The sequence below is a fragment of the Deinococcus marmoris DSM 12784 genome, from assembly GCF_000701405.1.
Lineage (GTDB): Bacteria > Deinococcota > Deinococci > Deinococcales > Deinococcaceae > Deinococcus > Deinococcus marmoris.
The window spans coordinates 26,251-46,852 of the sequence record NZ_JNIV01000031.1 but is presented as its reverse complement, the minus strand read 5'-3'; the positions used below and the strand labels follow the sequence as shown (position 1 = coordinate 46,852).

Genomic DNA, 20,602 nt, shown 5'->3' with positions numbered 1-20,602 from the left:
CCTGGAACGGTCAGCGGTGACCCACGCTGACCGACTGGAGCGGTTATTTGGACTGGTCACGCTGGCCTGGGTGTGCTGTTTGAGGGTGGGCGTCTGGATGAACGCGTGCAAACCGATTCTGATCAAGGCTCATGGTCGCCGCGCAACAAGCGTGTACCAGTATGGCTGGCAATATCTGGCGAGAGCGCTGAGATGGGATCGCCCACAGGCCGAAGCCTACTTTGGCCTCCTGAGTCACCCTTTTCCTGCGCTCAGCACCGCCTGAACTCAAGTTGTCCGGTACTGAAGATTAGGGGTTATTCGAGGTACTCGTGTTCTTCTTCCAACTCTCCCTCAGCAGAAGGAGCGGGCAAAGAGGCTAAACTTTCTACAAGCGAAGCTTGGAATCCTCTTACATGATCAGAGTGCCGTGACAAATGAGCTCAAAGCCCTTCCCGCCTCCATCCTCGCGCAGGCGTTTGCAGGGGCATTGTAGTTGAGAAGGGCGCGGTGCATTAACTGTTCAGACCTTGACTGGCAGGCGGCACCGCCCCGGCCACCTCAAGAGAATGCGTGAGCTACCTCTACCCCACCGAACCCGCCTGGTGGTCGGCGCTGTGCTTTCGCCTCAGCGGCCCCGAGAACATCCCGGTGCGCCGCCTGATCGCCCTGAGCGCAGAACTGCCCCTTCAAGGGTTCCTGGCCCTGGCGCAGGACACCGAGCCGGAGGTGCTAAGCGCGCTCAGTGAGAACCCTGCCCTGCCTCCAGACCTCTCCCTGCAACTGTTCCGCCACCCAGACGCAGAGGAGTTCTTGCCTGAGGACAAGGCGTGGTTTGACCGCCTGCTGACGCGTCCAGAGTTGACGTCGGACGATCTGATTATGGTCATGGAACGCGTCAGCGGCGATGGCATGGAAGAAGCCATCCTGCACCCCAACGCCGACTGGTCAGTGCTTGAAGACTATTTCCGCTGCTACGGTCGGGTGGACAGCCCGGAACTGGCCGGCAAGCTTTTGCGCCGCTTCCCCTGGGGCGGGCACCAGTAGGTCTGGGCCAGGATCATGGAAGATCCGGAGTGGTCGCGCGCGTTAATGACTTGCCCCGAAACACCCCAGGCCTTCCTGGTGTGGATGGCCTGGGAGCAGCGACAGGAGATGTTCCGTCAGGCGGGCTGGGACTACTTGCACGAGATCAGCGAGGAGATCTGCGCCCACCCCAACGCCAACGCCGAGGTCTTCGGGGTGCTGATCGATGATGACGTGTTCCAGGAACAGGACACCGATTACGGCCTGCCGTGTGCGCACCTGATCAGCGAACACCCGGGGGCCTCAGACAGGCAAAAAGAAGCCGCTCTTCGGCAAATCAAATTTGTGGAACAGGAGGACGAGGAATGAGCGTAACACCCACAGCAGGCCCCAACTACATCAAGCAGGCGCGCTACATCCGGGCGCACGAGCGGCTGAATCTGGCGCTGGAACAGGGCTTTTTTATCGAGGCCGCCATGATCTGCGAAAGCATCATCACGGACCGGTTGCACTCGCACCTGCACTGGCGGGTTACGGTGGCCGGAACCCTGACGCCGGAGGAGGTCAGCCAGCGGCTCCCAAAAGTCCGGGGGAAGCTGGCTTTCACGGGGCACAGCAGCCTCGGGTACCTGATCAAGGTCTTTCACCTGGATTTTGACCACTTCGAGAACGAGCGCCATTTGGATTTGCCCGCCCGGCTGGATGACTGGCGAGAACGCCGCAACCGGATCGCCCACGGCACGGTCTACACCGAACCCGACAAGAAAAACTATGCCGACGAGTTCGATGCATTCATGAAGCGCGCCGAGGACTGCGCCCGCGGAGGCAAGCCACTGCTGAACTGCCTGAACGACTGGGACCGGGCGGTGCGAACCCGGCACCGCAAAGAAGCGCGCGCCGAGAACTGATCAGCTGTCAAACCAGTCTTCGGCCAGCGCGACGGGGACAGCGTCAGCGCGCAACTGCCAGACCAGCTCGCCGTCAGGGTCGCGCAGCGGCTGGCCCTGGTCGTCACGGTCAAGCACCAGATCCTCCAGATCATACAGGCCGTCGCCCACGATGCGAACTGGCCGTGCCAGACGGTAGTCGCGTGTGCTTCCAGGCCCGTTTCTGGCTCTGGACGCGTCTCTGGACACGATCATCTGCAAATTCAGCCCGCCACCCTCCTGCACGATGACGGGGCGCAACGACTGCAACGTATAGAGCACGCCGTCCACGGTCAGCTCGGACAGGGGATCAAGCACGGTGTCAAAAGGTGTATGGGCACGGCAAAAATCCAGCCAGGCCCGCTGGCCTTTTGGGGCGTGCACCCACTCTGTCCAGGCGACCCGGTCCTGGGCCGCGCGACGCGCGCCAGCAGCATAGTCGCCCCCGGATGTCCGCGCCCACCGCGCCGCATCCAGCCGGGCAGCCGGCGACACCGACAGCATCGCCCTAGCTTTGAGAGGGGTGCCGGCGCCGGCGGCTGGACGCAGGTAAGCCCTTTTCGCCTTGCCTGTGGCGGCGTCGATCACGGGGGAACCATCTGAGTTTCGCATGACGTAGCCGGTCCGCTCCAGGCCATGAACCCACTCGCTGAGGAGTTGCATGAACCAGCCCTGCCGGGGGTCCCGGGGAAAGGTCAACACCCAGGGTTCGCGGCTGTAGTCCCAGGAATGCAGGATCACCGGGATCTGATGGGCCTTGGCGTCGGCGTGGACCTGGTTACGCCACTGCGCCATGACGGCGGCGCGGGAGACCTGGCACTCCCGGTAAAATTTGGATTCCAGATGCGCGACGGGGGCGAGCAGCGTCGACTCAATATCCGTTGGCACCTGCGGCAGCGTTCCAGACACACGCATCAGCTCCAGTGCCGCGTCATGTGTGATGTTGTAGGCGGCCATCAGCCGCTGCGCCTCGGCCTCGCGCACCCGCCCAAGGCCCGCCGCCTGGGGCCGTGGCCGCGCCGGATAACCCAAATCGGTGAGCGCCTGCGCGTGGCTGGCATCACCGGCCTGGCCCTTTGAAAATGACTTTGCCCGGCCAACACCCGTTGTCTTTTTCTTCTTTTTTGCTTTAGTGGTCATCTTAATTTCAGCATCGTTGCGGTTGCGGTGCGCCGCTTGGGTTTTCAGGATGTCTGGCCACGCCCTGGTCATAAGGCGGCTGAATACCGCCATTTTGCCCAGGGTCTGGCTCTGGCCTTCCGTGAACTGTGCCCTTCAGTGTGGTCCAAGCCGCCGCACATCATCAGGCACCTCGCCGCCCCGGACGTAAAAGTAAACTTGTTCGCGGTGGAAATCGCCCGCAAGCGCTCCTTTAGCGTGGCGGACGAAGATGACCGTCTTGAGAGGCTGTTGAGCGATCTGAGGGCTGTGACCGAGCAAGACCACTGGAACGAGTACCTCTAAACGTTCCCTTCCCCGTCAGCTCCAAGAGTCAAGGCTGGCTTTTTGCGGCCAGCCTGTTGCCCGACTTCTCGACAGGACGCCGCAGAATGCTCGACATGGCCCCCCAACTTAGCGACAGGGAGGACTTGCTGCTGGGCATCAACCCCCTGAAGTCGCTGCATCCAAGCCGTGCTGGATACATCTGGGGGCTTACGCCTCTTGGCGCAGAAAGCCGACAAACTTAGCGGAACTGCTCCCAACGTAGGCTGCGACTTTCACGGTTGTGATCTGTGACGGTGCCTCTCCGGGGCCAGGAAGTCCACCACCACAGCCAAAAACCCCTTCAACGCCGTCACAGATCAGATGATCCTGGTGATCACCGAACCTCCGGTAGAGCATCACACTGAATGGCCCCGGCAAGCGCCGCAGACACCCAGCTTCAGCAACACCCTCAGGTCCGGCCCACCGGGCATCCGCACCACCCAACGAACAGCAGCCACACACGGCCGGTGCTTTGGCACAGTGGTCATTTGCCCGGGTTGCCCAGGGTGCGGTCAACCTCGGCCTGGCTCTTGGTCGGCCAGGGCAGACTGTCGTTCAAAACCGCCCAGGCTCACCGCCATGAGGGCCAAATGACACAACCATGCCGAACCCATACAGCGCCAGAAACCTAGAGAACACCGGACATCTCGGCCGCCGTTCACCAACAACGCCCCGGCTGGCTGCCGGAGCGCATTAAGCCAACTTCTCGACATGCGTCCACCCACTTGTCGATAGGCAGGTCTCGTCACTGATCACCCTTTCTCGCAGTCTCTGGACCAGAGTCCGTCCTGGACACGTCTGGAGGCCAGACCCAACCCGGCGAGAAAGGCGACAAACCTAGAGAAACTGTTCAAAAGGGGGCCTGCTAAGTTCAAGGTATGGCCTCCAACCAGCCCCCTCAAGACCTGAATCGCTGTCCCCACTGCGGCCACGAAGCACACCGTGCCGATGCCGTGACCACCCCGCCACCCCAGCCCGATGCCCACCTCTATCCGTCAGAAACCGAACTCAACCACGCCCTGGCCCAGGCGCAACAGGTGCTCTCGGCCTGCATGGCGCAGGCCGTCGGCACCGGAAACCCACAGCTCCACAGACGCTGCGAGCAGCTGGTCATCGACTCGGCCGCGTGCTGGAACATCGTCGTCAACAACCTGGTCGACGACGGTCAGGTGGCCTGCTTCCTGATGGACGCCGCCGAGTTGGCCAGCGAGCTGGCCGCCACGTACCGGTACCACGGTGCCGAAACCGAGGCCATTTCCACGGCCCGTGTGGCCCGGGGCCTGGCTCAGCTTTCACTGCAACTCGACCCCGATTTCTGGCTGGCTGACCCCCACGCGTTCGACTGAGCCGCGCACCCCAACCAGGAGCAAAACGACAAACGCCAGATGATCCACCGGCCCCGACACCAGCGGGGCCGGTGCCGTTTTGACTGGAGCTGGCCCCGGAACCTGAATGTGCATGGGCGCCGTTGCCCGGGAGGAATGCCACGCCACTGAACACATGGGACCGTCGATGGGGCCTGAGAACAGACAGAGAAGAAGGGATGCCCTGGGGCTGATGGCCAGAGTTGCTGGAAAAAACGGGACCGAGAGGCGGCGGCAGACCAGGGAGGCTGAGGACGAAAACACGGGGAGTGGGGGAGGGAAAAGCAAGCCCAGGACGTCAAAACGGAGGGGAAAAGGCAACGGAAAAGTTGTCGGTGCGCCAGCAGTGGGCCGGGCGCGAGTACGCCGCCGCTTCATCCAGGGAGGACCCCATGAAAAAACCCCGAACAGTCTGGCTGAGCCAGCCACTGTATCCAAACAGCGCGCAGCAACAGGCCTTACGGCGCCACTGGGCACGTGCCCTGAGTGCACAACACATGTTGTCCACCTACCTCAGCCTGCGCGCCGCTGGGCACAGCACACGTCTGGTTGACGCTGCAACAAATCCGGGATCGTTGCCCAGTCTGCCGTCTCCAGAAACCACCGTTGTTGTGCCGCCGTTCCCAGTGGCCGAGTTGCAGGCCGAGTTCCGGCAGGCCCGGGACGCCCTGGGCTGGGCACGTGACGTCCCCGCTTCCGTCTACCACCAGGTCGTCGCCGATACGGCGCGCGACTGGCGCGCCTTTGCCGGCCGTGCAGTCCGTGTCTCGGAGCTGCCCCCCGCCTGGGGCCCTGAACGGCCGCTGGAGCTTCATCTCAATGGCGCAGCCCAGCCGCTGGACCAGATCACCGTGGAAGTGGCCTCGCTGGGCAAGGACGCCCTGATCCTAGGCGATCTTTACCTGCTGCCCGGGCCGTACCGACGCGCCCTGCACCACCGGCAGCAGCGGCGCCTGGCGCACGAGGCCCAGCGCCTGCAACAGTTCGAGCAGGCGTGGCTGGCCGGCGATGACCTGAACGCCGCAGGACAGGCTTACCGCCTGCGGGCGCGTCACCTCGCCGCCGGCGTCGTGCTGGAGGACCAGCGTCCACCGCTCGCCCTGGGACCAGGGGAGCCGCGCAGCCTGGACCGCGCCGTCATCCGGCAGACCACGGGACTGAACGGCCAGCCGGGCTGGGAGATCAGCTGGGCGTTTCAGATCGCCGCCACACCCTGGACCACGGATGACTGCCTGGGTTTAGACCCTGGGGGGCGCCATGTCGTGGCCTACGCGGCCCATACGGGCTGCGGCGTGATCCAGCGGCCGCTGCGGGGGGCCTGGCAGCTCCCGGCGCTGCCCGCGCCACGCGGCCTGCTGGAGGTGCCGTTGGATGAGACGCGCGCACGGATTTACCACCGGCGGGCGTTGTTTCTGAAGATGTTGCCCACCTACGACGCGTTTCTGGCGCTGGCGTTGCAGTTCCGGGTTGTCGCCCTTGAGGACACCTCGTGGCATGTGTTGCGGCACCGGGGCTCGAAGTTTCCCGCCTACGCTGAAGCCGTGGGGCTGAGAGCGGCGCTGCGCTGGCTCATGGACCTTGCGCCCCATCACGGCGTTCAGGTGCGGTTGACTCCCCCCTACAACAGTTCTCGCACGTGTCCAGCGTGCCTGAAGGTGGGCCGTCGCCCCTGGTCCGGCAGACCGTTTGCCTGCCACACCTGTGGCCACACCGAGACCATCGGCGACGTCGCCGCCGCGCAGATTCACCGGATGCGCGCCCTCAGTGGTTCATGGCGGGCACCGTGACCGGCAGTCCACCCGACGTCCTGCGCGCAGGCTGGCCGGAGGACCTGCATGCCGGGCGCCTGTACCTGCCTTATCAACTGCGCATGAGGGCGTCGGGGCGGCAGGGGAAGGTCCCGGTGCGCTGGGCGGGGCGGCGCTGGTACCCGGCCGATGCCCGTGATCCCCGGTTCCGGCTGACCCTGGGCGGGGCGCTGGTGCATCTGGAGGCCGGCGACGTGGATGGCGTGGGCGTCGCGCTGGACCCCCAGGTGGCCGTCCTTGATGGCCTGTCTCTGGTGGCCGTCGATCTCGATCATGTGCTCCAGCCAGGTCATGCGTTGCTGCCGCCTGCCCGGCAACTTGTGGACCGGCTGTCTTCATACACCGAGGTCTCACGCTCGGGGTCCGGACTGCACGTTGTCGTTGGTGCCCGGCTATCGGGCAACCGCCGTGCCGGGAACGTGGAGGTGATCGCCAGCGGATTTTTGGCCCTGACCGGCTGCCGCCTCCCGGGGACGCCGCCCGGCATCAGGCCGCGCCAGGCAGAGCTGGACGCCCTGATCGCGGGCATGACGACGCCCCAGCCAACCCGCCCTGGTCCGCCCCAGACCAGCACCAGTCCGGCAGACACCGAGGTGTTGCGGCGCCTGCGCGCTGGACCAGGTGCCGCAAAGTTTTCCAGGCTTTTTGACCACGGGGATCTGGACCTCCACGGTGGGGACCACAGCCGCGCCGACGCGGCCCTGCTCGGCCAGTTGAGTTGCCACACGTCCGATCCACAGCAAATCGCGCGCCTGTTCTCGCAGAGCGCCCTCTTCCGCCCCGCCCGCTGGCGCGCCCGCGCCACCCACGATGGCCGGACTTACGGCGACGTCACCGTCGCGTATATCCTCCGCCGCAAAGGAAAATCATGTTGAACCCCATGCTCTCGCATCTGATCGAACTTCCTCTACGCCCAACCCCCGAACAGGAACTCACCCTCTTGCGGCTCAGCGCGGCACACCGGTCCGCCGAACTGCTCGCCATGGATCAGGCATTTCTGGCCCTGAGCAGCAACGATGTGGCGCTAAGCGCCCTCGTTGGCGGGCCGGACCATCCAGACCGCTCCAACGCCGGCGAGGCGGCTGCTCTCGCGGCGACGCCACTTTTCTCGGGATGTCCGGCCAGCACGTTGGAATACGCGATTTCCTCGTACCGGTCCCGACTGCGCAGGTGCACAGTGCAGAACTTCGGCGACCTGCCTCAGGTCAGCGCATCTCGCATCGTTGCTGGGCAAGACGTGGTCACTCTGGCGGGACCCGGCGCACTCAACGTTGACGGCGTCGGGAGGATGCGTGCCGATCTGGAGCAACTGCCGCCCTGGGCGCTCGAGGCGCTGGAGCGCGGATCAGAACCTGCACACGAAGAATCCACGTCCGAACAGATCGAAATTCTGTATTCGGGCTGGGGCTACGTTGAACGCGAGTGGGTGGACGGGCGCTGGGCCTGGACGGTGGAGTTGGATTTCGGCGAGACCTGGTAGATCGCATTCATTAAGATCGACTCTGTTCTCGCGGAAAATTACGCTCAGTGTTAAATGCAGCGCTAGGCCTTATATTTTCCGATTCGTGCACGCGGTGGACTACGCTCATTACAGAGCGCCTGGAAGAGTCTAAAGGCACTGGCTGGCCAAAAAACATATTTTGGAGGGAGTTTCTATTACGCTCCCAACATAATGTGTAATGATGGCTCTCGTGGTTCACTCCACAGACGGAAAGTGCGCCCCCGTTCAACGAAGCGCACTTTCCAGAGGCTGCGTGTTGGTGTGTTTCTGCCAGGATAACCACCAAAACACGCACGCACGCCTCGAGAGGCATGCTCCATGAAGGTACAAGAAACAAAGGAATCGCCGCAACAGCAGAAGACCATTTACACCCCCAGTGAGGCCGCAGTTCACCTGGGTATCGGACGCAACCTGATCTACAAGCTCATCGGTTCCGGTCAGCTGCGCGGAGTGCGTGCTGGTACCAAGTGGCTGATCCCCACAGCGGCCCTTGACGAGTTCCTGAGCGGGGCCCGGGGATGAGCGCCCCCGGCCACAACAGTGGCCAGGCGCTCGCCCCGACACCCACCACGTCCCTGAAACACTACGAGGCTGCCCAGCACTACATCACGCTCGGGTTGAATCTGGTGCCGACGCGCCACGGCTCGAAGGCACCCACCACCAAGGCCTGGAATCAGCCTGAACAACTCGTTGCCACGACCGAGCAGGCCGAGTTCCACTGGGAGCGTGACGACCAGACCAAGCGTCCGCTGAATATCGGGTTTCACCACGCCACCAGCGGCACGGCCATCCTCGATATCGATCATCTGGAGCATGCCCGCATTGCGTTTGCGAGCGTCGGCCTCGACCTGGACGAGTTCCTGGCTTCGAAGTGCTGCATCTGCGGACGCAACGGGAAAAAACCGCTGTACCGCGTGCCTGAGGGTCTGGAACTCAAGACGCGTCAGCTGATCTGTCGAAATGAGGAGGGCAAGCCGTACACGGTATTCGAGCTGCGGGCGGGAAACGTACAGGACCAACTCCCCCCGGGCAAGCACCCCAGCGGCCAGCTGTACGCCTGGCTTGAGGGGATGCCGCCCAGCCGCGAGGACATCCCCGAGCTGCCCGAGAACCTGCTCTTTCTCTGGCAGAACTGGGACAGCTTGAAAGCCAGGATGGTGGCGGCGTGCCCAAACGCACCCCAGCCTCAGGCCAAAGCCCTGCCCCGGTCCAAGGCTGCCAAGCGGTTGCGCCAGGTTCCCAAAACCGACCGCGTTCGACAGACGTTTAACGCTGCAAACCCGCTGGCCGACGTCCTGGGGCGCAACGGCTACACGGCTCAAAACTCTGGCCGCTGGACCGCGCCGAACAGCACCACGGGTACGCCGGGCGTGACGTTGCTTCCGTCCACTGAAAATGGCCCGGATCAGGTGTATTCGCACCACGCCGCAGACACGCTGGCAACGGGCCACCCGCACGACGCTTTCAGCGTATACACGCTGCTGGAGCATCATGGGGACGAGCCCGCAGCGCGCGCCGCCGTCAAAGGTGAGCTGGAACCGCCAGACGTTGTTCGCGCTGGAAATTACATCATGCGTGACGGCCAACTGTGGCTGGAGAAGCCCACCAGAGCGGGGCCAGTGGAATTCGCTCTCACCTCCTTCACCGCCTGGATCACGGCAGAGATTCGCTACGACGACGGCGGCGACGGCCAGGAACGTCACCTGGAACTGGCCGGACAGCATCCGTCAGGACAGCCGTTTTCACCCATCGTTCTGAAGGCCAGCGAGTTTGAGGCCATGAGCTGGCCGCTGGCGAGGTGGGGGGCACACGCCAACGTATTCGCTGGCAGCGGCAACCGCGACCACGTCCGCTCGGCCATTCAGGCGCTGAGTGCCCACCAGGGCTTCGCGGCCCGCACCATTTACCGCCATCTCGGCTGGACCCAGCATCCAGAGCATGGACCGCTATACCTGTCTGCGGACGCAGCCATCGGCGCGCAGGGAAGCGTGTCAGGGATCGCCGTGGAGATGCCAGGCCGCCTGGCCGCCTACGCGCTCCCTGCTGTTCCAGCCCCCCCTGAACTGATCACCTGTGTGCGCGCGTCTCTGGAACTGCTGCACCTGGTGCCGGACTCCATCGGCGTGCCGGTGCTTGGTGCGGCGTTCCGCGCGGTGCTTGGGCAGGGCGATTTCACGGTGTTCATTGTCGGCCGCACCGGCAGCCACAAAACGACGTTCACAGCGCTGGTCATGGCGCACTTCGGCCCGAAATGGCGGTACAGCCACATGCCGGAGGGCTGGGAAAGCACGGCCAACGCGCTGGAGCGCCACGCGTACGTCGCCAAGGACACGCTCTTCGGCGTCGACGATTTCAAACCACGTGATCCAAAAGATCCCGTGTACCGTTCTCTGTCCAGAATGCTGCGGGCGCAGGCCGACGGTGCCGGGCGGTCCAGACTGAGTCAGGGGGGGCAGACGTCGCAGGTCACTTACCACCCGCGCGGTCTGATGATCACGTCGGCCGAGACCGTGCCCCGGGACCACAGCGATCAGGCCCGGGCGTTGTTCGTGAACGTGACTGCTCCGCTGCTGGGACCAGACCGCGAAAAATCGGCTGCGTTCTACGAGGCGGCGGCACTCGGCGAGTCGGGGATCTACGCTGGCACGCTGGCGGGGTTGGTGCGGCACATCGCACAACACTGGACCACCCTGCACGCTGGGAGCGCAGTGCACCAGCAGGCTGTGCGGCACCTGGCAACGCATTTCAACAACGTCCAGGCGCATGACCGGACGCCGCGCATGTGCGGCGAACTGGCCCGGGGGTGGCAGGTGTTCCTGGAGTTCGCCGTGTCTGTTGAAGCGGTGACACAGCCTGAAGCGGACGCTTTGCTCACGCGGGCCATCAAGGCGCTGCATGAAGTGGCGGCCACGCAAAGTGCGCACCACAAGGATGTGGATCCTGTGCTCCGCTTTTTGCAGTTGCTGCGTGAGCTGTTCAGTACCCGGCGCGCTTTCGTGGAAGACGCGCGTGAAGGAAAGGCGCCCAGAGACCACCCTGAATCGCTGGGATGGCGTTCGGACCCCGACGTTGGGTTTCTCCGGGAGCCGTCGGCAGCACGCCTGGGATGGCTGGGAAGCCTGCCGAATGGTGAGCTGTGCCTTTACCTTCAGCCCGACAGCACGGTGGCGGCCGTGAGCAAACTTGCAGCGGACAGCGGTGCTCCCCTGCCGCTGACGAGTGGACCGCTTGCCTCCCGCCTGAAGGAAGCCGGGATTCTGGGACCCTGCGAACCGGGCAAGACCTTGCACCGACGCACGGTCCACGGGGCCCCCGGACGGCCTGACCTCTGGCACATCCGCTGGGAGGTGTTCGCCCCTGACACCGGGACAGCAGGGACGGCCAAGCAGAATTCTCTCACTCCGACGGCCTCTACCCCTGTACCTACTTCTTCTGTTTCATCAGGACAGACAGGGACAACGCTCGACAACGACATGATGCTCAAGCCGTTCTAGCCCTGACCTCGTTCGGCCGTTGAATGGCTCCTGAGGAGCGGCCCACCGCTGTGGGCGGCCTCTCAGGAGGAGCAAAAGCACAGCAAAAAACACTTCTTCTTTGATCGGCCGCCTCTCTTTGATTGGGCTGGCCCGGGGTAAACATGACCAAAAAAGCAAAACACCCAGCCAGAAACGACGCCGCAGCCGTGTTGGACGGCACCGAGAAACAGCGCAAAACAAAGGGGCGCGGCAACGGCAGCGGGACGGTTTGGTTCGACAAGGGCAGCGGCAAATACAAGTGGCAAATCACGCTCCAGACGCTGTTCGGAGGTCGGCGCAAAACGCTTAACGGCCGGTCCAGGACAAAGACGGGTGCTGAGAAGGCCATGCGGTCCGCCATCGTCGCTCACGGTGAGGGTGAACTGCAGGCACCCGAAAGCATCACTGTGGCGCAACAGGCTGAGCTCTGGCTGAATCGCCTCCCGAAGGTGAAGCCCCGAACCCTGACCCTTTACCGCCAGGAGCTTGACTACGCGTTGGCGGTAATCGGTGAGCAACGGATCCAGAAGGTCTCGACAGCCACCCTCAAGGAATTGGTGGCTGCCCTGAGTCGCCAGGAGATGGTTGGAGGGTTGGGCAGGGGGAAGGCCATGTCGCCGCGCACGCACAGCAAAGTCGTAATCCGGCTGCGCGCCGTGTTCGACGAGGCGGTGTCCGACGGAACCATCAAGGTGTCGCCCATGAACGGGGTCAAGCGTGAGCGCGCACCTAAACCCGGCATTCGTCCGGAGGACCGGGTTCTGGAAGAGCCGCAACTGGCGCTCTTCCAGGCCCTGGGAACGCTGCTGTGGCAGACGGGAATCTTCCGCCTATGGCCGGCCCTGTTCGCGGCGGTCAGCTTGGGTCTGCGGCGCGGCGAGGTTCTGGGGCTCACCTGGACCAATGTGAACTTCAAGAAAGGTGTCGTCCAGATTCGGCAGCAGGTGATCAGGATCCCGGGAGGGGCCAAGGTCAGCGGGATGCTAAAAACGGACAATGCCCGCCGGAACATCCGCATGCCGCTCAGCCTGGTGACGCTCTTACAGGACCACCAGACTCAGCAGCGTGCCGAGCGCAGCGCTCTGGGCCTGCCGTGGGCGACGAACGGGCTGGTGTTTGCAACGGAGAGAGGCCATGTCGTGCACCCCGACAACATCAACCGCGCCCTCACCCGGCTGACCGACTGGAGCCGGAAAGGTGCGGGCACTGTTCCAGGACACTGGTGGGACTGCTACCCAGAACTGGGGGCAGCGCTTCAGGTGTTGCACGCAGATGGGACCGCGCTGCCCAAGATCGCACCCCATGACCTGCGGCACACCTACGCCACGCTGGCGCTGCGCCGCGGGGTCCCGCTCGCGGTGGTCAGCAAACGTCTGGGGCACGGCAGTGTGTCGATCACCAACGACATCTACCGCCATGTGCTGGACAGCGAGGACAAAGCGCATGTCATCGACCTGTTTGCGCTGCCAGATCCTCAGGACTGATCCACTACAGTCGCTATTACAGTCGGAGACCCCAGGAGGCCTATTTGGCCCTGGGGTCTCCCTTTGCTTTTACCGTGTTGGACGGCGTTTTTCTGGTGGTGCACCCCAATGGACTCGAACCATTGACCGACCGCTTAGAAGGCGGTTGCTCTATCCAACTGAGCTAGGGGTGCCTCTGCGTCCTGGAAAGGACGAAAGCTCCCGCAGGGGGAGCCTTGTGTTGGGTGTGGAGCGAGATCACGGATTCGAACCGAGGCCAGAAGCTTGGAAGGCTGCTGTGCTACCACTACACCAATCTCGCCTGTGCGCGTGTCCGTTGGGAACGGGAAAATCATGGTCGAGGCGACTGGATTCGAACCAGCGACCCCTTGGTCCCAAACCAAGTGCGCTACCGAGCTGCGCTACGCCTCGACACTTCCACGCGCAGGCGGCACTATAGCAAATGTCAGGCCCATAATGTCCAGAGGTAAGCCAGCAGGCGTATGCTGCCCCCAGCATGAGCGTGGCCCCGCGTCTGAAAACCTATCTGGATCTGGTGAAATTTGAACACACCGTGTTTGCCCTGCCCTTCGCATACGCGGGGATGTTGCTGGCGAGCATGACGCAAAACGGCACCGGCTGGCCCGGATTCGGCGTCCTGCTGTGGGTCACGGTGGCGATGGCGTCGGCCCGCACGGCGGCCATGGGCGCAAACCGCGTGATTGACCGCGCCATCGACGCCCGCAATCCGCGCACGGCGGGGCGCGAGGTTCCGGTGGGCAAGGTCAGCCCGGCCCAGGCGTGGGCGCTGGTGGGAGTCAGTCTGGCCGTCATGGCCTTCGCGGCGGCGCAGCTCAATCCGCTGTGTCTGGCGCTGCTGCCGCTGGCGGTGGTCTTCCTGATCGGCTATCCGTACACCAAACGTTACACCTGGCTGTGCCACGCCTGGCTGGGCGTGACCGACGGTGCGGCGGCAGCGGGCGGCTACGTTGCCGTGACCGGTTCGTTTGGCCCCACCGCCTGGGTGCTGTGGGCCGTGGTGATCTTCTGGATGATCGGCCTGGACGTGATTTACGCCACGCTGGACCGCGATTTTGACGTGAAGAACGGGATCAAGAGCATTCCCGCACGTTTCGGCATTCCCCGCGCCCTGAAGATCGCCGCCGCCAGCCACGCCCTGACCTTCGCGCTGCTGCTGTTGGTGGGCGTGGTGGCCGGGGCCAGCGGCTGGTATTACCTGGCTGCCCTGGCGATGGGCGCGATCTTGCTGTACGAACACCGCATCATCAATCCCAATGACCTGGGGCGGGTCAACGTGGCCTTCTTCGACGCCAATATGTGGCTGGCCCTGACCATGCTGGCCGGGGTGATTGTGGACGTGACGTGGCGCACCCTGACCTGATACGGATTCCGTCTGTTTCGTCAACAAATCGGGAAAGCGCCGGTTTGCCAACTCCACGCCCCGAGTCCGTACCCCTCCCACTCGCGTCCGCTTGGATCTCCATCGTTTTGCAAATGATTCAATCGGAGTCCGTATGAGACCGGACCTGGGCCTGATTCCGCTGGAGGCCGCGCAGGCGTTCGCAGACGGCAATGAGCGCCTCTCGCTCACGCTGCTGGCCCGCGCCCGTGATCTTCAGGGGCCGGGCAGCCGGGGCTGGGCGCTGCTGGAGCGGCTGCATGGTCTGGTGTTAATCCACATTCTGCGCGAGGTGGAGGGAACCTTCGCGCTGGAGCGGGCCGACGCCCTGCTGGACGCACTGGGAATGCTGGATAGGCTGGGAATGGAGGCCGGGCGGCCTGTCCTGGGCTGGCTGGACGAACGCCTGGACCCTGAACGGCTGGATCCCGGAGGAACGGCCTGTCCGCTAGAATCCCCGGCATGACCGCCGCTGCGTTTCCCCCCCGACTGCGCCGGAGGAACCGTTGACGCTGGAAAGCTCCGAGCGGGACTTCGCGGCGCGTTACGCGTCCCACGCCGCCCACGGCCTGATCTACCCGCAGCCCGAGGGCAGCCCGCTGCTGGAATTCCTGGCCGGGGGCCGGGTGCTGTATCTGTTTGACCGCAGCGGCCCCTACTCGGCCCCGCCCGGTGAGGCGCGGGTGGTGGTCCACGGCGTTCTGGAAGCGGGTTCGGTGGACCTGCTGCCCGGCAGTGAACACCGCGAAATCCTGAGCGTGCAGGGCGTCTCGGCGCTGGAAGGCTGCGGCAGGGTCACGCATACCGTGGGAAAGGCGTGGGTGGTGCAGGCGCGGCTGCCGCTGGTGCTGGCAGCCTTCGAGCCTCTGCCCCCAGTCCTGCCCGGCCAGTGGATCACCTTCAGGACGCTCGCGCCGCTGCATGGCTTTGTCGTTTAGACAATGTAGACGGGTTTGGTAACCCCATGAAAAACCTGTGAGGAGGCTGGCACTCAGTTTCACCGTGGGCCTGGACGGTCTCCAGAGGTCTGGGAAAGCGTCTGACCCGATGAAGAATTGTAACTTGCCCCCCGGTCGATCGCCACAGCCGGATGAAAGCTGATTAAGCACCCCTCGCGTATTCTCATGAGAACGCTCCCTAGACTGGCGGCATGGAACGCAAGCCTCTCGTCCTCGTCATTGAGGATGAAAAAGATATCGCCCGCTTTATCGAACTCGAACTGGCCGCAGAAGGCTACGCCACCGAAGTCGCCTTCGACGGCGTGACCGGCCTGTCCAAATTCCGCGAAGTCAACCCCGATCTGGTCATTCTGGACCTGATGCTCCCCGTGCTGGACGGTCTGGAAGTCGCCCGGCGCATCCGCAAGACCAGCAACACCCCGATCATCATCCTGACCGCCAAAGACGGCATTCAGGACAAGGTCGAGGGGTTGGATTCCGGCGCGGACGACTACCTGATCAAGCCCTTTTCCATCGAGGAACTGCTGGCCCGCGTGCGCGCCCACCTGCGCCGGGTGAATCCCGCCGTGACCGGCGAGGTCCGGGTGGCCGATCTGGTCATGAACCTTGATGGCCGCGAGATCTTCCGGGGCGGACGGCGCGTGGAACTGTCGGCCAAGGAGTTCGAGCTGCTGGAACTGCTGGCCCGCAACCCCGGCAAGGTCTTTTCCCGCTTTGAGATCGAGGAAAAGGTCTGGCCTGAATACACTGGGGGCAGCAACGTGGTGGACGTGTACATCGGCTACCTGCGCCGCAAGCTGGAGGAGGGCGGCGAGCGCCGTCTGATCCATACCGTGCGCGGTGTCGGCTACGTGCTGCGCGAGGAATAATCCCGCTTTACCAGAACCTTTCAGCCTCCTATTCTCCAGACCCTCACGCCTGACCGCTACACTGCCGGGCGTGAGGGTTCCTTCGTTGCCACGTCCGTTGCCCGGGTCCGCCCGCGTGGTCAGGGGGGCAGCCGCGCCCACAGGTCCGGGAATCCACCGACGCAAAACCCTGCGCTGGCGGCTGACCCAGTTCTACACGGCGCTGCTGGCTGTGCTGCTGACCACCGTGGCCGCCACCACGTTGCTGATCATGCGCAACAACCTGCTCACTGGCGTCAACCGCGATCTGGTGACCGTGTACGGCCAGTTCGTGCAGTTTTTACCGTCTCAGAATCTGTCGCCCTTCAACACCGACAACCGGGACGAGGGGGGCGATCTGCTGGGCGTGCGCTACCAGTTTCCCAATTACGCCTTTCAGGTCGAGCGGCTGACCTTCTATGACCTGCCGGGTCTGGGTGCCCAGCTTGACCAGGCAACCACGTCCGCCCAACGCCAGAGTCTGCTTGATGCCCTCAATTCCCTGCGCGTCCAGACGCGCGATTCCACCGGGATTGACCGCACGAAGCCCATCACGCTGTCCGACGAACAACTGGCCGAGCTGATCAACTCGCCGGACGGTCAGTTGTTGATCGATCAGGACGTGCAGGAGGCGTACCGTGACAAGCCCACGCCCATGCGCGTGCTGGTGCGGCTGGCCCCGCTGTCCCTGCAACCCTCGCCGCTGGGGCTCCCGGGCAGCAACGAGACGCTGACCATCGCGTACGTGGGGCGCAGTCTGGACGACATTCAGCACACGCTGGCAGATCTTCGCAACGTCATCGTGCTGCTGTTTCTGGCCGGGCTGATCACGGCGGGCGTGGGCGCGTATCTGCTGGCCGGGCGGGCGCTGCGGCCCCTGGGGCTGGTGCAGCGGGCCGCCGAGGGCATCGGCGGGCAGAACCTGACCGAGCGCGTGCCCGAACCCGAAACGGGGGACGAGGTGCAGGCGCTGGCCGGGGCGTTGAACAGCATGCTGGGCCGCCTGGAAGACAGCTTCGAGGCCCAGCGCAGGTTCACCAGCGACGCCAGCCACGAACTGCGGACCCCGGTCACCGCCATCAGCGGCCACGCCAGTTACCTGTTGCGCCGCACCAGCCCCAGCGGACAGCAGCAGGAAAGCCTCAAGATCATCCGCAGCGAGTCCGAACGCCTGACCAACCTGATCGCCAGCCTGCTGCAACTGGCCCGCAGCGACAGCGGCGCGCTGGTGATGGCCCGCGACCCGATCCTGTCGGGCCTGTTTCTGGCCGAGATCGCCCGCGAACTGATGCCGCTGGCCCAGGCCCAGAACTCGCGCCTGCCGGTGGCCGGACAGGAGGTGACCTTCGAGGGCGACGCGGACCGTCTGAAGCAGGTGATCATCAATCTGGTCAGCAACGCGCTCAAGGCCGGGGCGCGGACCATCACCCTGAGCAGCCAGCCGGAAGAGGACGGCACCGAGGTGCGCCTGAGCGTGACCGACGACGGCCCCGGTATTCCTGGGGACCAACTGGACCGGTTGTTTGACCGTTTCTACCGTCTGGAGGACAGCCGCAGCCGCGACGTGGGCGGCGCGGGCCTGGGCCTGAGCATCGCGCGCGGCATCGTGGAGGCGCACGGGGGCCGCATCTGGCTGGAAAGCGAGCCAGGCAAGGGGACGGCGGCGCATGTGCAGTTGCCCGTGGGCGACGTGCCGATTCTGGACGATGATGACGTACCGTAACGCACCTGGAGACGGTTCACGGACGTCCTGATTCTTCATCCTGTTCTGTGACGTGCCGTTTACACTCTCAAGAGTGACCGAACCTGTAAGCGTGCCGCTGCTCCGTGCCCTGACCGGGCTACGGGCGATTGCCGCCCTGTGGGTGGTCTTCCATCACTACTTCGATAAATTCGTGCTGCTCTTCCCGGTCCTCGAACCCCTGCGAGCGTTCGCCCAGGCAGGCAACATGGGCGTCGAACTGTTTTTGGTGCTGTCGGGTTTCGTGATCACCCTCAACTATGTCGATCACTTCCGGGTCGATCAGTTCCGGCAATGGAACGGCCCCACCTACATCCACTTTCTGCGGGCCAGAATCGCGCGGATCTATCCGGTGGTCGTGGCCTGCCTCCTGGGCGCACTGGGCATCGTGACCGTTGCCAACCGGCTGAACATGGATCTGGCCACGGAGGGGCTATACACCCCCGGCGGCTTTGTGGCCAGCCTGTTGATGGTTCAGGCCTGGGGAAACAGCGCCGACGCCACCTGGAACTTCGTGGCCTGGAGCGTCAGCGCTGAATGGTTCGCCTACCTGTGTTTTCCGCTGGTGGCCCTGCTCTATCACCGGGTCAGGACTTCCAGCACGGCGGTGGGCATTGCCGGGGCCGCCATCGTCGTCAGTATCAGTTTGATTCTCACCAGCGGTCTGAGCGTCGTCAGTCCTTTCGACCACAATTCTCTGCTGCGGGTCACGGGCAGCTTTGTGGCTGGGGCCATGATGTGCTGGCTGTGGCGCAACCGTTTCGGCGCGTCGTGGAACTGGGGTCTGCTGACGCCTGTGCTGGGCCTGCTGGCGGTGGCAAGCGCCACAGCACTCACGGCCATGGGCACCGGAGCCTACTGGACCCTGCTGTTCATGACCCCGTTCATTCTGGGTCTGGCCTACAGCCGGGGCTGGCTGGCCCGCGCCCTGTCTACCTCGCTGGCCGATTTCGGTGGACGCATTTCCTACTCGATGTACATGTCCCACCTGCTGCTCAAGATGGTGCTGGTCAAGCTGCTGCCTGCCGAACGCTTTGCCGAGTCGGGCTTGCTGCTGCGCCTGGGCATCGTCGCCGTGTACATAGCGCTCATTCTGGCGGTGGCCACGGCGCTGTATCTGCTCATTGAGGAACCCTTCAGAAAGCTGCTGCGGCCCAGCCCACGGCGTAAACCCGCACCGGATCAATCCGAAAGCAAGCTCGCGTAGTTCCTGGGACATCTGCTCTGGCGCGGCCAAAAGTCAAAATTCCCTTCGCCTGGCTGGGCGAAGGGGGTTTGCACCTGGATGCTCATCTGGTGCTATTTCTGCAATTCCCGCAGCTTGTGGTACAACTCTTTTTCCTCGTCGCTGGGGGCGGCAGGCACCGTCACGTTCAGGCGCACGTACAGATCGCCGCGCGTGCCGTCTTTCCTGGGCCAGCCCTGACCGCGCAGCCTCATGCGGCGGCCCCCGCTGCTGCCGGGGGGAACACTCAAGCCCCCACGCCCGCCCAGGGTCTGCACGCTGATGTCGCCGCCCAGGGCAGCCACCGGGGCAGGCACGTCGGCAACCGTGGTCAGGTGATCGCCCTCCAGCTCGAAACGGGCGTCTTCCAGCACGCGGATCGTGAGCAATACGTCGCCCCCACCCGGTCCCTGTCCGGCCAACCGCAGACGTGCGCCGTCGCGGGTGCCCGCCGGAACACGCAGGCTCAGGCGCTTGCCGTCCACGTTGATCACCTCGTCGCTGCCACTGAAAGCCTCTGCCAGGGTGACCTGCAACTCACCTTCCACGTTCTGCACGAATCTCCGTTGTTGCCCTGCGCCGCCTAGGCCCCCCAGCAGGTCTTCAAGATTGACCTGCTGCCCGCCGGGCATACCGCCGCCCATGCCCCCGGCATTGCCCCGGCCCCGCGCTGCCTGACCGAACAGGCCCTGGAAGAAATCGCTGAACTGTCCCGGATCGAATCCGGCGAAGTCGCCGCCCTGAAAATTGCCGCCGCCGGGAAAGCCGCCGCTCTCGCCGTAGCCCGGCGGCACCTGCCCGGTGTGGCCGAACTGGTCATAGACCTTGCGTTTCTCGGGGTCACTCAGCACGGCATACGCTTCACCGATTTCCTTGAAACGATCCGCAGATTTCTCGTCTCCCGCGTTCTTGTCGGGGTGATACTGCTTGGCCCCCTTGCGGTAGGCCGCCTTGATATCTGCATCGGACGCCCCACGGGAGACGCCCAGCACGTCGTAATAGTCTTTGTACGCCATTGCGCCTCCTTGACAGCGGAACGTATTGAAAGATTCAAGGCTTAGAGGGAGGGTGAAAAGGATTGCTCAGACCCTTAAACACTCACCAGCTCCAGATACAGCCCTTCCACCTTCGCCCGCGCCCAGGGTGTGCGGCGCAGGAATTTCAGGCTGCTCTGGATGCTGGGATTGGAACTAAAGCAGTTGATCGGTACGCGGTGGGCCAGCTCCTCCCAGCCGTAGGCATCGTGCAGGCGCTCCAGCATAAGTTGGAGGGTGACGCCGTGGAGGGGATCGGAGGAGGTCAC

Annotated in this window: 19 protein-coding genes, 3 tRNA genes and 1 pseudogene; 17 read left to right on the top strand and 6 right to left on the bottom strand. The window is 64.1% G+C overall.

From position 1 onward, the window contains the following. The 4 genes and pseudogenes from Q319_RS26965 to Q319_RS0109400 form a co-directional block, all read left to right on the top strand. Positions 1 to 265, top strand: a pseudogene (locus Q319_RS26965) (IS4 family transposase); the annotation flags it as partial. 287 nt (positions 266 to 552) lie between these two features. Further along, a complete protein-coding gene (locus Q319_RS0109410) occupies positions 553 to 1,026 on the top strand; it encodes a hypothetical protein (RefSeq protein ID WP_029482097.1) in 474 nt (157 codons plus the stop codon). Between the two features lie 45 nt (positions 1,027 to 1,071). After that, positions 1,072 to 1,374: a hypothetical protein gene (locus Q319_RS0109405; protein ID WP_029482096.1), complete on the top strand. Its 303-nt coding sequence runs from the start codon at positions 1,072 to 1,074 to the stop codon at positions 1,372 to 1,374. Further along, entirely contained in the window at positions 1,371 to 1,913 is a 543-nt protein-coding gene (locus Q319_RS0109400; protein WP_029482095.1) for a hypothetical protein, read from the top strand. The genes Q319_RS0109405 and Q319_RS0109400 overlap by 4 nt, the downstream gene beginning before the upstream one ends. On the opposite strand, the gene Q319_RS0109395 is transcribed toward Q319_RS0109400, so the two are convergent. Beyond that, complete coding sequence (locus tag Q319_RS0109395) at positions 1,914 to 3,164, bottom strand: hypothetical protein (protein ID WP_156039252.1); 1,251 nt, start codon at positions 3,162 to 3,164, stop codon at positions 1,914 to 1,916. 1,205 nt (positions 3,165 to 4,369) lie between these two features. Here Q319_RS0109395 and Q319_RS0109380 point away from each other — a divergent pair. The 7 genes from Q319_RS0109380 (at position 4,370) to Q319_RS0109350 (ending at position 13,088) form a co-directional block, all read left to right on the top strand. Then, entirely contained in the window at positions 4,370 to 4,762 is a 393-nt protein-coding gene (locus tag Q319_RS0109380; RefSeq protein WP_156039251.1) for a hypothetical protein, read from the top strand. A 515-nt stretch (positions 4,763 to 5,277) separates the two neighbouring features. Continuing rightward, positions 5,278 to 6,567: a zinc ribbon domain-containing protein gene (locus tag Q319_RS0109375; RefSeq protein ID WP_156039250.1), complete on the top strand. Its 1,290-nt coding sequence runs from the start codon at positions 5,278 to 5,280 to the stop codon at positions 6,565 to 6,567. Further along, complete coding sequence (locus tag Q319_RS0109370) at positions 6,564 to 7,463, top strand: phage NrS-1 polymerase family protein (RefSeq protein ID WP_156039249.1); 900 nt, start codon at positions 6,564 to 6,566, stop codon at positions 7,461 to 7,463. The genes Q319_RS0109375 and Q319_RS0109370 overlap by 4 nt, the downstream gene beginning before the upstream one ends. Then, the gene (locus Q319_RS0109365; RefSeq protein WP_029482087.1) at positions 7,457 to 8,068 is read left to right on the top strand and encodes a hypothetical protein; all 612 of its coding nucleotides are present in this window, start codon (positions 7,457 to 7,459) and stop codon (positions 8,066 to 8,068) included. Before Q319_RS0109370 ends, Q319_RS0109365 begins: the two co-directional genes overlap by 7 nt. 339 nt (positions 8,069 to 8,407) lie before the next feature. Further along, positions 8,408 to 8,611 (top strand): helix-turn-helix domain-containing protein, encoded by a 204-nt coding sequence (locus tag Q319_RS24365; protein ID WP_034414466.1) that lies wholly within the window; start codon positions 8,408 to 8,410, stop codon positions 8,609 to 8,611. Then, entirely contained in the window at positions 8,608 to 11,583 is a 2,976-nt protein-coding gene (locus Q319_RS0109355; protein WP_029482085.1) for a bifunctional DNA primase/polymerase, read from the top strand. The genes Q319_RS24365 and Q319_RS0109355 overlap by 4 nt, the downstream gene beginning before the upstream one ends. A 143-nt stretch (positions 11,584 to 11,726) precedes the next feature. After that, positions 11,727 to 13,088 (top strand): tyrosine-type recombinase/integrase, encoded by a 1,362-nt coding sequence (locus Q319_RS0109350; RefSeq protein WP_029482083.1) that lies wholly within the window; start codon positions 11,727 to 11,729, stop codon positions 13,086 to 13,088. A gap of 96 nt (positions 13,089 to 13,184) precedes the next feature. Here Q319_RS0109350 and Q319_RS0109345 read toward each other — a convergent pair. From Q319_RS0109345 to Q319_RS0109335, 3 genes are all read right to left on the bottom strand, one after another. Then, positions 13,185 to 13,261, bottom strand: a tRNA-Arg gene (locus tag Q319_RS0109345). Between the two features lie 54 nt (positions 13,262 to 13,315). Then, positions 13,316 to 13,389 (bottom strand) — tRNA-Gly (locus Q319_RS0109340). Positions 13,390 to 13,422: 33 nt separating this feature from the next. Beyond that, positions 13,423 to 13,499 (bottom strand) — tRNA-Pro (locus Q319_RS0109335). A gap of 85 nt (positions 13,500 to 13,584) precedes the next feature. On the opposite strand from Q319_RS0109335, the gene mqnP reads away from it, so the two are divergent. The 6 genes from mqnP to Q319_RS0109305 all read left to right on the top strand — a co-directional run bounded on the left by mqnP (position 13,585) and on the right by Q319_RS0109305 (position 19,281). Then, positions 13,585 to 14,469, top strand: coding sequence for a menaquinone biosynthesis prenyltransferase MqnP (gene mqnP / locus Q319_RS0109330; protein WP_029482082.1), 885 nt, complete (start codon positions 13,585 to 13,587; stop codon positions 14,467 to 14,469). A gap of 133 nt (positions 14,470 to 14,602) precedes the next feature. Next, positions 14,603 to 14,953, top strand: coding sequence for a hypothetical protein (locus tag Q319_RS0109325; RefSeq protein ID WP_029482080.1), 351 nt, complete (start codon positions 14,603 to 14,605; stop codon positions 14,951 to 14,953). Between the two features lie 40 nt (positions 14,954 to 14,993). Continuing rightward, positions 14,994 to 15,425: a hypothetical protein gene (locus Q319_RS0109320; protein WP_029482078.1), complete on the top strand. Its 432-nt coding sequence runs from the start codon at positions 14,994 to 14,996 to the stop codon at positions 15,423 to 15,425. Between the two features lie 212 nt (positions 15,426 to 15,637). Then, on the top strand, positions 15,638 to 16,315 hold the full coding sequence (locus Q319_RS0109315) for a response regulator transcription factor (RefSeq protein ID WP_010887388.1): 678 nt from the start codon (positions 15,638 to 15,640) through the stop codon (positions 16,313 to 16,315). Between the two features lie 70 nt (positions 16,316 to 16,385). Then, entirely contained in the window at positions 16,386 to 18,056 is a 1,671-nt protein-coding gene (locus tag Q319_RS0109310) for a sensor histidine kinase (RefSeq protein WP_245619079.1), read from the top strand. Positions 18,057 to 18,129: 73 nt separating this feature from the next. After that, positions 18,130 to 19,281 (top strand): acyltransferase family protein, encoded by a 1,152-nt coding sequence (locus Q319_RS0109305; protein WP_162178631.1) that lies wholly within the window; start codon positions 18,130 to 18,132, stop codon positions 19,279 to 19,281. Positions 19,282 to 19,373: 92 nt separating this feature from the next. Here Q319_RS0109305 and Q319_RS0109300 read toward each other — a convergent pair whose 3' ends face one another. Together Q319_RS0109300 and Q319_RS0109295 are read right to left on the bottom strand one after the other, a co-directional pair. Next, positions 19,374 to 20,315, bottom strand: coding sequence for a DnaJ C-terminal domain-containing protein (locus Q319_RS0109300; protein ID WP_029482075.1), 942 nt, complete (start codon positions 20,313 to 20,315; stop codon positions 19,374 to 19,376). A 74-nt stretch (positions 20,316 to 20,389) separates the two neighbouring features. After that, complete coding sequence (locus Q319_RS0109295; RefSeq protein ID WP_029482074.1) at positions 20,390 to 20,602, bottom strand: VF530 family protein; 213 nt, start codon at positions 20,600 to 20,602, stop codon at positions 20,390 to 20,392.